This is a genomic window from Okeania sp. (assembly GCF_983059655.1).
The window spans coordinates 1-12079 of record NZ_CEZPJD010000173.1; the positions used below are offsets into that span (position 1 = coordinate 1).

The 12079-nt window shown below is 34.5% G+C and carries 11 protein-coding genes; 7 read left to right on the plus strand and 4 right to left on the minus strand.

The features are described 5' to 3' along the window. Positions 1 to 120: 120 nt before the first annotated feature. Together AC3DU7_RS12020 and AC3DU7_RS12025 are read left to right on the plus strand one after the other, a co-directional pair. The gene (locus AC3DU7_RS12020) at positions 121 to 468 is read left to right on the plus strand and encodes a hypothetical protein (RefSeq protein ID WP_488039584.1); all 348 of its coding nucleotides are present in this window, start codon (positions 121 to 123) and stop codon (positions 466 to 468) included. Between the two features lie 217 nt (positions 469 to 685). Next, a complete protein-coding gene (locus AC3DU7_RS12025) occupies positions 686 to 1093 on the plus strand; it encodes a hypothetical protein (protein ID WP_488039585.1) in 408 nt (135 codons plus the stop codon). Positions 1094 to 1403: 310 nt separating this feature from the next. On the opposite strand, the gene AC3DU7_RS12030 is transcribed toward AC3DU7_RS12025, so the two are convergent. Together AC3DU7_RS12030 and AC3DU7_RS12035 are read right to left on the minus strand one after the other, a co-directional pair. Next, on the minus strand, positions 1404 to 1577 hold the full coding sequence (locus AC3DU7_RS12030; RefSeq protein WP_488039586.1) for a hypothetical protein: 174 nt from the start codon (positions 1575 to 1577) through the stop codon (positions 1404 to 1406). Then, positions 1567 to 2817, minus strand: coding sequence for an RNA-guided endonuclease InsQ/TnpB family protein (locus AC3DU7_RS12035; protein WP_488039587.1), 1251 nt, complete (start codon positions 2815 to 2817; stop codon positions 1567 to 1569). The genes AC3DU7_RS12030 and AC3DU7_RS12035 overlap by 11 nt, the downstream gene beginning before the upstream one ends. A gap of 280 nt (positions 2818 to 3097) precedes the next feature. Between AC3DU7_RS12035 and fghA the strand changes: the two genes are divergently transcribed. Then, on the plus strand, positions 3098 to 3946 hold the full coding sequence (fghA, locus tag AC3DU7_RS12040; RefSeq protein ID WP_488039588.1) for an S-formylglutathione hydrolase: 849 nt from the start codon (positions 3098 to 3100) through the stop codon (positions 3944 to 3946). 269 nt (positions 3947 to 4215) lie between these two features. Here fghA and AC3DU7_RS12045 read toward each other — a convergent pair whose 3' ends face one another. Further along, entirely contained in the window at positions 4216 to 5019 is an 804-nt protein-coding gene (locus AC3DU7_RS12045) for a phosphoadenylyl-sulfate reductase (RefSeq protein ID WP_488039589.1), read from the minus strand. Between the two features lie 885 nt (positions 5020 to 5904). Beyond that, positions 5905 to 7653 (minus strand): Rqc2 family fibronectin-binding protein, encoded by a 1749-nt coding sequence (locus tag AC3DU7_RS12050; protein WP_488039590.1) that lies wholly within the window; start codon positions 7651 to 7653, stop codon positions 5905 to 5907. A 580-nt stretch (positions 7654 to 8233) separates the two neighbouring features. On the opposite strand from AC3DU7_RS12050, the gene remA reads away from it, so the two are divergent. The 4 genes from remA (at position 8234) to AC3DU7_RS12070 (ending at position 11236) form a co-directional block, all read left to right on the plus strand. Further along, positions 8234 to 8488 carry an extracellular matrix/biofilm regulator RemA gene (gene remA, locus AC3DU7_RS12055; protein WP_293067933.1) on the plus strand — a complete coding sequence of 85 codons (255 nt, stop codon included), beginning with the start codon at positions 8234 to 8236 and terminating at the stop codon, positions 8486 to 8488. Positions 8489 to 8581: 93 nt separating this feature from the next. Next, a complete protein-coding gene (gmk, locus tag AC3DU7_RS12060; RefSeq protein ID WP_488039591.1) occupies positions 8582 to 9133 on the plus strand; it encodes a guanylate kinase in 552 nt (183 codons plus the stop codon). Between the two features lie 372 nt (positions 9134 to 9505). Further along, positions 9506 to 9928: a hypothetical protein gene (locus AC3DU7_RS12065; RefSeq protein ID WP_488039592.1), complete on the plus strand. Its 423-nt coding sequence runs from the start codon at positions 9506 to 9508 to the stop codon at positions 9926 to 9928. A gap of 723 nt (positions 9929 to 10651) precedes the next feature. Then, a complete protein-coding gene (locus AC3DU7_RS12070; RefSeq protein ID WP_488039593.1) occupies positions 10652 to 11236 on the plus strand; it encodes a hypothetical protein in 585 nt (194 codons plus the stop codon). The last annotated feature ends 843 nt before the right edge of the window (positions 11237 to 12079 follow it).

The following is a 12079-nucleotide window of genomic DNA, read 5'->3' on the forward strand; positions in this document are numbered from 1 at the left end:
ACTCTCAATGAAGAGATAGACAAATATAAAACTATCAAACTGCGTCAAAAAAAAATTAATTTAGCAGAAAAAGTTGTGGTAGAAAACGGAAACAATTCCAATTTAAAGGAGGAATAAATTATGCCGATAGATCCTATAACTTGGACAATTATAGGTTTAAGTTTTTTAGGTGGTGCTACTGTTGGTTATTTTTGGGATGAAATAACAGCTTGGGCTAATCGTGTAGTCGGATATATAATAGACGCAGTTAATTATGCTATTGAGGTAACTTCTGATGCTATTGTTTCCCTAGTTAAAGAAGGTCAACGTTATTACAAACTAGCAGAAGTTTATGTGATGGATATTCGTACTAATAAAGTAAGAGTAGAATCCAGACGGCAAGAAATACCATCACCTGATGTACCTCAAGAATATAAAGAACAGCTTATGAGGAAGGCAAAATTAAAATTGATGCAAAACGCAACTTAAAGTTGGTAAAGGAAACAGTAAACAAGGAATAATATATTGCTATTTGTCACCACAAAAATAGATTTATGGAGACAAAAAAACTACAAAAATAATAAACTTTCCCTGTTAACTCCTACAAAAAAAATTCATGTGGCAATATTTTCGGAAACTGGTATAAACCAACATCTATTTCATTAGTCAAAACTACAAAATATTAAACTGTCTGAGGATAATACCTATGATAGAGATAGACCAAGAAAACTTGGGAGATAAATTTGGCAAATTATTTAATACCATGAAAAATGCGGGTGAAAAAATATCACAAGCATTACAAGAAAATGATGTGGATATTGAAACCTTTAACAGTATCGAGAAAGAAACTTTAAACTTTGATTTGCTGGAGAAAGATATTGAAAAAATCCACGCAAGAATTGAAAAAGATGGATATTCTGTTTTAGGAAGTCGTCTTGTCCTTGATAACGAAAAAGACTTGATGGAAATTAAAACTTACAGCCAAAAAGGAGAAAAAAGCTTTGTCAATACTGCCAGTGCTAAAGTTAAAAAAGTAAGAAATATTCCCGCTGAAATTCTAAACGAAATGAAGACTCAAGGTCGCGTTGAAATAAGTTTAAAATTTGATGATTGATTTGACTTTTAGTTAATATGAAATTCGGTCAAAAAATTGTCATTACAAAGATCGGGAAGCAATCCCAAATTCATAGAGATTGCTTCCTTCAACAAAGTGCATTGAAAAATACATTATTTTTGAGAACTGAAATAGTTTTGCCTGGTTACTATACTCTTTACCGAATAATTAAGGCAAAATACCTCTCCTTTAAAAGAGAAACAAGAAAAAATTTTCCTTTTATTCAATCCTCTTCACTTTTAGGGAGAAGTAATTATCAATTATTAATTATCAATTATCAATTATTGAACCTACTTCCTACTCAAAACATTCAAACAAAGAATTCTTTATTTCTATATAAAGTATTTTTATTTAATAAAGGTAACTTTAAAGACTCAATCCAATCTATCAATTGAAAATCTGTTTCTAAATCAGAATTATCATCTTTAACAGCAGTAATTAAGACCCGATTAACTGCTTGAGCAATAAAACTTTCAAGTGACATACTCCCACACGCTCGCTGACGCTATAGTGTGGGCTTCTCGTTTCGCAGTCCCGGTACCCCGTCGGACTCCACGAGCTTTAAAGACGGAATGCCCTACCGCCCTATGTTTGATATTTATCGCTGCATTCAAGTCGCGGTCAATCACAACACCACAATATGGGCAAGAATGAGTTCGTATATTTAATTCTTTATCGACTTTTTCACCACAATTTGAGCAATCTTGGCTGGTATTTTTGGGGTTTACTGCTATAGTCTTCTGTCCAGCATTTTCAGCTTTGACATTTAAAATAGACAGGAATTGTCCCCATCCAGCATCATTAATTGATTTGCTCAAACGCGTCTTTGCTAGCCATTTAATGTTTAAGTTTTCATGGGCAATAACTTCTGCTTTTGACAATAACTCATTTGCTGTTTTGAAATGAAAATCTTTACGTTTATCAGCGACCTTTTTATGTTGTTTAGCTACAGCTTTGACAGATTTTAACCATCTTTTACTACCTTTCTTTTTACGGGATAAGCGTTTTTGTAGAGTCTTTAATCGCTGCTGAGATTTTCGATAGTATTGAGGGATGGGGACAGATTCTCCTTCACTTGTTACTAAGAATTCCTTCAACCCCATATCAATTCCCAGAGTGTTTTTTAATGTTGGTTCAACTTTAGTTGTTAAAGCTGGAACTGATTTGTCTTCTAGGGATAAAGTCACATAATAACCATCTGCTTTACGACTAATTGTCACTGTTTTAATTTGAAAACCATCAGGTAAATGTCGATGCTGAATCAACTTGATATTGCCGATTTTTGGCAAATTAATTTGATTTCCTTCAATACAGTTTTGTTTGATTTGAGGATAAGTAAAGCTACGATAACGTCCTCTTCCTTTAAATCTTGGTTTCCCTAGTTTCCGTCCTTTTTTGTCTGTTTTAAACCATCTATCAAAGGCAAGTTTTACTCGTTTTATGCAATCCTGTAACACCTGAGAGTGAATTAGCTTGTATTCCAGAAATTTGTCTTTGGTATTGACTAAATCTTTTTTTTGAGAGTAATAATTTGGATTATCTCTTAGTTGAGGAATTGGCATTACCAAGGGGCAGGCGTTAACCGGACAACGGTTTTCTGACCACCATGAGAATCTTTCACCCAACCTATAGTTGTACTGCCGACGCAACAATTCCAACCACATTTCTATGGTGGCTATTTGTTCTTTGTTGGGTCTTAATTTGTATTGGTAGGCAGTGCGCATAGTGGAAAATTTCTGGGGTTATTGGAATATCATAGTACAAGTTTTTCAACCTTAAATAAAAAGCGCTGTAAATCTGAAATCATTAATTATTCGGTGGTGGTGCGTTGTAATGGTTGTGCATTGCATTATTTTTGTTATGAGAATAGTGGGAGCATCTTGCTCCCGTGCCAAGTATTCCTTGTTCCTTGTATATCATTACTATGCAAGACTACCAATTATTCAACCACACTTACTACCTGTTATAAATTAAAAATTATCTATCCTTATTCCCGATCAAATTATGTCTACAGAACTCAAACTTGTTAAAGAACATCAATGCTTTGGTGGCAAAGTTAGCTATTATTTTCACTCATCTTCAACCTGTAATATTGAGATGCGCTTTTCAATTTATATCCCACAAAAAGCCAAATCAAAACCATTACCAGTATTGTATTTTCTTTCTGGTTTAACCTGTACCGAAGAAAACTTTATGGCTAAAGCAGGCGCACAAAAATTTGCTGCAAAATATGGATTAATTTTAGTTGTACCAGATACTAGTCCGCGTAATACTGGCATTCAAAATGAGAACGATCATTGGGATTTTGGTACAGGTGCAGGATTTTATGTTGATGCCACATTAGAACCTTGGCAAAAGCATTATCAAATGTATAGTTACGTTGTCAAAGAATTACCAGAATTAATAGCTAAAAACTTTCCAATTAAGCCAGATAAACAAAGTATTTTTGGTCATTCCATGGGAGGTCACGGAGCATTAATTTGTGCTATCAAGAATCCGACAAAATATCAATCTATCTCCGCTTTTGCGCCAATAGCAGCACCAATGCGTTGTCCTTGGGGTGAAAAAGCTTTTAGCAATTATTTAGGTGAAAATCAAGAAAATTGGCGTGATTATGATGCTAGTGAATTAATTTTAAACTATGGTTACGATCGTCCAATTTTAATTGATATAGGAACGGCAGACCCCTTTTTATTCCAAAAACAATTGTTACCAGAAGTCTTTGAAGAAGCTTGTCAAAAAAAAGCAGTTAATCTAACTTTAAGAATGCAAAAAAATTACGATCATAGCTATTATTTTATTGCATCTTTTATAGAAGACCATATAAGATATCATGCTGAAGCTTTGAATTGAAAAAAGACTTTAATATTAAATACTAAAATTTTTGCTACAAATACTTTAGAAGGATACAATTTTTCTCTAGTGACAATAAATTGACTCTGTCTATCTGTGTATTGAAGCACAAAGCCACGTTTAAACAGGAAGTTAACACCAAAACTACCTATGTCTAGTTAAGTCTAGATTTTGGTAGTTTTGGGTCAGTTTAATAGAGAAGTTTTAATTCCCTATTATACACCTTGAGAAGCTGATAGCTGACCGCTGACCGCTGACTGCTATTTCAATTACAAAGAACTAGAATCTAAACTTTGAGCTTGTCCATCTGTCTGAGGTAAATGTAGTCCGCACTCCTGCTTAAGACCATGAAAACGAGTATCCCGTTCATTCTCATCTTCCATAGTCAAGGGACGACTAGAATGCCAATCTCCCACGGTAGTATAACCCAAATCAAAAAATGGATGATAAGGCAAATCGTAAGCAGTCAAATATTGATATATATCTCTGGCATTCCAAGTTAATATAGGTAAAATCTTATATATTCCCGATTGTTGACCAATGCGGTTAAGACTCTTGCGGTGGTCAGTTTGGTCTCTCCGTAGGCCCGCTAACCAAGCTCTAGCACCTAAATCTTTTAATGCTCTTTGCATAGGTTCTACTTTGCGAATTTGGTCATAGCGGTTCAGAGCATCAGCATTATTCTCAGCCCATAGTCGGCCATGTAGAGCTTCCATTCTAGCTGGACTAATTGAAGATTGATATACTTTAAGATTAAGCCTCAGTCGTTCAGTCAACTCCTCAGCAAATCTATAAGTTTCGGCTGGTAAATACCCTGTATCAATCCAAATTACAGGAATATTAGGTACAACGGTTGTCACTAGATGTAACATAACAGCAGCCTGGATACCAAAACTGGTACTCATAACTAAACCTTCTCCAAAGGTTGTATATCCCCACTTAACCAAAGTATTAGCATCTGCTTGGGCAAGTTCCTGGTTGACAACCTCAAGATCCAATTTTGGTGGGTATGTAAAATTTTGTTGATTGTATTGTCCATTTTTGTTGACTGTGATGAGACTCTGTTGTGACATAGTTATTACCAATCAAATTAGCATCAGACTTTAAACGTTAATCATACGTTGTCAGCAATCCTCAGTGAGAGATTATTTATACTGTTTTATAAATCCGGATTATATCGTGTTACAAACAGCTTTTTTATGTTATGATCTATTCCATTAACTGAGCGTAACACTAAAACTTATTTGTGAGGTGGATGTTAATACAAATGAGTTTCCAGCAGAGCTTTACACTATTCAATCTCTGGGTAAAAGTTAAGAAAAAAACGAGTAATGTGTATCGACCGAATTTCGTCGTATATGCTGATAATTTCTGTATCTAATAAAACAGGAATAAGTCAAAAAAATACTCTACTCTAGACCAACTTCCTTTACTCAAATACTCCAACTTTTTTTGAAGTGAATAAACTGCTTTTAATTACAAAGCATTTCATTTATTTGAGTAGATTCTAAAATTATTTTAGGTTACGGAGTAGAGGATAAAAGAATGCTTAGGCCACTAAAGTATTTCTATAGCTAAAAAAAAATTGGTTAGGACATGGACTAATAGATATCTCTAGTCATAAAAAATCAAATTAATTATCAGACAGAAATTATCAATCCTTTTCCCACTACTCCCTCTTTTGGAGAAGATGTCTAATGACCAATCTCAGACTAGAAAATGTTTTTCCAACTGTTCCCTGTTCCCTGCTATCCCTCTATAACTTTTTTGATTGACAGAAAAAAAAGACCAACTTTGTCAAGCAGGTCTAAGTAAAATTATTTTCCGTTGTTATTTCTGCGAGATTAACAAGCAAGCAGCTACGTGTTCCCAAGTTCGCAGCGATTTGCGGGTTATATATCTCACAATGTTTATATCACTAATTGTAACAAACTATTGAGCAATTTCTAGAAAATTTTTTAATTTTGAACCCCAATTAATTGTGAAATATGGGTTTCAGCCCTTTGTGGTTTCCCCCAAAAAACCTGTTCTTGCTTATATACAACCATACCAGGTTTAGCACCCTTGGGTTTATAAACAAACTTAGGTTTAGTATAAATAACTGGGACTATTTCACTCTGACGGGCACGACTATAAAAGGCACTTATATCTGCAACAAACTGTAAATCAACTTCATCTGGTATTGTACCAGCATCAAGTCGCAACAAAACATGACTACCAGGAATTTCTTGAGTATGAAACCACAAATCATAATCTCCCGCTACCCGAAAAGTTAACAAATCATTTTGACGATTATTACGGCCGACCAATAATTCAAATCCACCGGGAGTTTCGTAACGGTAAAATTCTGTATCCTTTTTATTATCTTGGTGATGATGTTCTGGAGCTTTAAGGTAAGCTTGCTGAATTAACTCATCCCGAATTTCTTCAAGAGTGCGTAAATCTTCTGGAGTTCGGTAAGTATCTAACTGAGACAAAAAAGCTTCCACTTGCTCCAAATAATCAATTTCTGCTTGGACTGCCGCTAAAAGTGGTTCAACTGCTATACGTGCCCGTTTCAACTTTTGGTGCTTTTTATAAAGACTTTGAGCATTTTGCACCGCATTTTTCTCTGGGTCTAACTTGATGACCATCGGTTCCCCCGTTTCAAAGTCACAGAGAGTAATAGCCTTCATACCCGGTCTCCATTCCTGAAGATTGGCCATAAGTAAATCGGCTTGCGAACGCAACAAGTCTGCCCCATCCGACTGCTCTAAGCGTTCGGAAAAAGTGTCAGCCTTTAGCTGTAACTTAGCCGTAATATTTTTAATTTTTTGGCTAATTTGATGATATAGTTGGCTAAACTCTTGCTGATTCAGCTGTCTAGTATAATAACCATTCAGTAATTCCTGGACAGTATCAATAGATTCTATACTTAGCCAACCTGTTACACTGTACCCTGTTGCTGTCCAGCTAGGATAAAATTTAGAATTATCCAGATTTTTTAACCATTCTTGCCAACTTTTAAATAATTTCTGCCAGTCCGAAGCACCAAGTTTATCAGTAGACTGTTGAGAGTCTATTCCTAAAGCTTCAATCATCGGCTGTACTAAGGCTTTACTTAGGCCACGATAATTTTTGACTAAATTTCGCCACAATACACCAGGTATTAGACTAATTCTTTCTTGCCATTGCTCTTGCGTTTCTTGCAAATTAGGAATAGGGTTAGTCAGAGATGGTGGCAGCTCGTAGGGTTGACCAGTTTGAATTTGACGAAGGCTAGACTGTTGACTATTCACTTGATGGGCACAGGTAATAACTAAATTATCCGCAGTGGTCAGAATAACATTGCTGTACTTGGTCATAACTTCCACATAAAGGTGCCATAGAGGTGCTTCTCCAGGACGTTTTGCAAATTGGAAGTCCAGTACTCTCTCCCAAGGAGAAACTTCAACAATTGCTATTAAAGCTAGTCCCCCTAGCTGGTGTCGTAATTGTTGACTAAAAGTAAAAGTATCAGGGGCGCGAGGTGGAGGGTGACAGATACAAATACGGGCCCCTTGGGGATGCCAGGAAATGTCCAGCCAACCACGTTTTTTGAGAGTTCGCAGAGCAATGGTAATGGTAAAGCGATCGCGCTGATATACCTGTTCTAAACGTGCTGGTAGCCATTGGGCACAGAGTTCAGAACATGAAGCAATGAGAGTCGTATAGTCAACAGGTTGCACAGTTAGCTTGAAGTTAAAAATTCAAAGTGAAAAAACTATGATATAAATTTAGTGTCTAAAAACAAGATTTTTTATTTTTCAGGCGACAATCATTAAAATGATTTTTTTTGCTTTTCCCATAGAAATTTAGGGACTTGTAAGATCAAGTTTATTTGACAAATAAAGGTTCATTATTTTATCTTATTCTCTGCTCTCAATAAAAAAAATTAATATAAATAAAAATTACTTGATTGAGCAGGTTTGAGAATTATTCAGAACTAATGTTTATTACTTCTATAATTCCAAATTTATACTTGATGTAAAAGCCCAATCTAATGAGTAAAGATTTTTATGTGTTTTCTTATTAATATAGCAGTCGAAGGAAAGGGCGCAGATATATCAAAAGCTTAAAACTCAAACAACACCAGATTTTTCCTTTTTTCTCTCTTGGTGCGTATTCCCTCTCTTGGTCCATTGGATATAGCGAGGAGTCGCTATCCCTATGTCGCACCACTTATTCCTTCTTTACTTTTGCTATGACTGAAAAACTTTGTATATATGAGTTGTCTGAGCTTTATGTTCCTTAATTGCATAGTCTGCCATGGATATCCAGTTAATTAATATTGGTTTCGGTAATATAGTTTCTGCGAATAGGGTCGTTGCAATTGTTAGTCCAGAATCTGCCCCTATCAAGCGAATGATTAGCGATGGCAAGGAAAGAGGCCAATTAATTGATGCTACTTATGGTCGGCGTACCAGGGCAGTTATTATTACAGATTCTAATCATATTATTCTTTCGGCAATTCAACCTGAGACAGTGGCACATAGATTTATATTTAACAATAAGGATAGTTAATAGTTAATTGTGGTAATTAATGTTTAATTTTCCAGAATTTTTTATTAATACTAAACAGTTTATTTATGCTGGCTGATACTGCGATAAAAATTTATGCAAACTGGTAAATTAATTGTCTTAACAGGGCCTAGTGGTGTAGGTAAGGGGACTTTAGTAAAATCTCTCCTACAAGGTCATCCAGAATTAGTTTTGTCTATTTCTATGACTACCCGTTGTCCTCGACCTGGAGAAGTAGAAGGAGAAAGTTATTACTTTGTAGACCGCGATAAATTTCAAGAAATGATTGAAACTAAAGATTTATTAGAATGGGCTGAGTTCGCTGGTAATTTTTATGGTACGCCACGTCTGCCAGTTATGGAAAATATTAAACAAGGTAAATTAGTATTACTGGAGATTGAGGTACAAGGGGCAAGACAAATTCAACAAACTTTTCCAGAAGCATTGCGTATTTTTATTTTACCTCCTTCTATGACTGAATTGGAACAAAGATTGCGAGGTAGAGGACATGATTCGGAAGAGGCGATCGTCAAGCGTCTAGAAAAGGCAATTAAAGAGGTGGGAGCTGCAGAAGAGTTTGATGTGCAACTAATGAATGATAACTTGGAAGTGGCTTTACAAAGTTTGGAGAAGGTATTATTTGGCTGAAATTATAGGTGAGCATTCAGCATTTAGCTATCAGTTATTAACTTAATATCTTAGAAGGAGAATTCAAAATTATGTTTATGCAGCATTCCCCAGGAAATAAAAAGGTAATAAGTTAACCTTCGTATACATTTATGCATCTGTTTTTGCAGTATTCCGCAGGAAATGCTTACAATTTATAGATGAATTTAGTTACAACAGGGTGAAAATACAGAATCATAATATTACTTCAGGTTAAATCAATTTGATTGACCTGTTTTATTATACTAACTTCCATATAATTATTTTTAATTCTTAACTAAAAAAAATTTGTGTCTGCTCGAGCGCTACAAATATGATATGATTCACAATGGTTAATATTTGCTATTAAACAAAATGTACGATAATACTTTTTTTGATTTTCCTGTCTATACAGTCATTCAGTTAACATTATTTTTCTCTATTATCTTGGGAGTTATTTTTAAAGATATGTTGGAGTATAAATTAACATTATGGCTGAAAAATAAAGTTTCTCAAAGAGAAATAGGTTATCAAACTCCTAATCTTATTGCTGCTTATTTGAGCATGACTTTATTTATCTTTTTGTGTGTATCTGCTAGTCTTTCTATATTTAATATTGTTGAATGGTTATCTATTTTTATGGGTGCAATAGTAGTATTTCCAACTGCTTTGTTGATTTGGGTACAATTAGGGTCAATGTTTGAATTAGTCGAATCTAAGGGACTATCGTCTATCAATATTGAAGAATATATGCCTGAAGAAAAAAAAATCAAATCAGGAGAAGATGCTAATCAGTAATTGCTAATATTTTGAAATCAATTTTTATGATGATTAATCACATAAATAATTATGCAAATCAAGCTGAATTAAACTACTACTGATAGTAGTTATAGAAAAAATATTTATTGAGTTGAAATAAAATATAAAAAAAGCAATGTGACTGCTATATTTTTGAGGAATTTTTGTATAAATTCTTATGCAAAACTAATTACATATCTTATCGACTTATTCTTCTCTATTCCCTTCTATTCCCTCTTTCACTTTCAACTAGGAAATTTATTTTCGCTACTACTTAAATATTATAGGTATATAAGTTTATCAAAAACTAGTTGTTAGAAAAAGGAAATCTGAAAGCCTTATACATAAACAGTTTCTCTCTCAGTAATGATAATTTATAACTTGATTACTATATTACTCATACTAAAATATTAGAACCAAAATATAGGTTTGCTATGCTGCTGTAAACTTATTTTCTAGTAAGTAAAAAAGAGGCTATATCTAGATATTTTCAATGAAATTAATATAAATAGTTTACCTGTTTATATCAATCACAATAACAGAAAAAAAACCTACTAATATATTCAAGTTATATAAAGTCAACTTGCTTGCCAAAAATAAACGTTGATGGTAAGCTCCATGAGAGGTTGTTATAAAAATAAGCAATCAATAGATAGATGTCCAGTTAAACCTGTGAAAACAGATTTTAACTTAGACAATTAGACAAAATTTGGTGAGGTAGTCATGCGTCTTCCAAAATATACAAACTTGACAAGTACTTGTTTGTCAATATTAATTACATTTGGAACAATTTATCCGGCGATCGCTGCTCCTGAAAATGAGAAAGTTGCCCAAAGGGAAAGAACTAGAGCAACTGGGGGAGCAAATCAAATGGAGATTGTCGGCTATGTTAAAGGTATTATCGGTAATGTAGTCACAATTCTAGTAGATGAAGAAGCCGAATTAGGCATTCCTGGCATTGCACCTAATGATGGTGAACCGACTTATGTCACAATTCCTGAAGAGGAACGTGGTCAACTACGAACTCTATTTTTTTCTCCTAGACATAGAATAGAAATAGCAGGTCTAGTACCTGGAATGAGGGTATATGCAATTGTGGGCAAAAAGAATGACGATCCTGAAGACCCTTGTGGTTGTATAGATTTTTTTAAAGTCATCCCAGATTATAACTATGAACGGGTAGAAGTTCAGTTACCACAATACAATTTCCAGGGTCCTCCTTCCTTAGAGTTTCCACCACTTCAGCCACCACCTCCTATTACACGGCCTGCACCACAACCTCCTCCTCCTGTAAGAGGATTGTGGTAATGTGAGTACATAAAAAAACTCTATAATTAGGTCTGTAATGCCACTATATAAAATTTAGTGGCATTATTTATTTTTAGTTTCATTGAGGCCGATCGAACTCAAAACGCTTCTCCAAGGTATAGCAGAAGTAAGAAAGAAGAAGGAACAGAGAAACATCTTGTGTTGCCCGAGTTTTATAGCTTTTTATATGCCTGTGCCCTTTGCTTGGATGCCACATTATAGTACTTTAAATTGTAACACAAAAGTAGTATATAAATCCGTGGCTTGGTAAGTCTTTATACTATGCAAATCATCTCAATTACTTTTTTCGTTCATCAAATTCCTAGTAAATAATTAAGCATTATGTGTACATAGTTGCTTGATTGATTACTCAATAACGGTAGCTATGGTTTTCTCCTAAATTCTGACTCCTGACTCCTTATTCTATACTATATTTTGTGGTGCGAAATTTGGTTTAGACTGCTATAACTCCCAAAGCAATTCCTATCACTTTTTATACCAAATTCATAAGAAGTTGCATAGAATAATATTTTGATCGGGTTTGACTGTAGATCACAGACAGACAAGTTAAGAAATTTCATAATTCTGTGCCACCTCACATAAAATTAACACTGTACCATTTTTAAACAAAGAATGTTACGAATAATTTGGCTGATTAAGAGATTTTATAGGAGATGTCCCTTTGACTAATAAAGATAAGTTCCGACCTAAAAAATGATATTGAAGCCATTCCCATACGACTCTTGACTTCTGTACTTCGCCAATCCGACGGCTCCCCTACCTGACTTCTAAGAAGTAACCTAGTTATTTGTAACAAATATTTATCAAACTGGTATTATACCT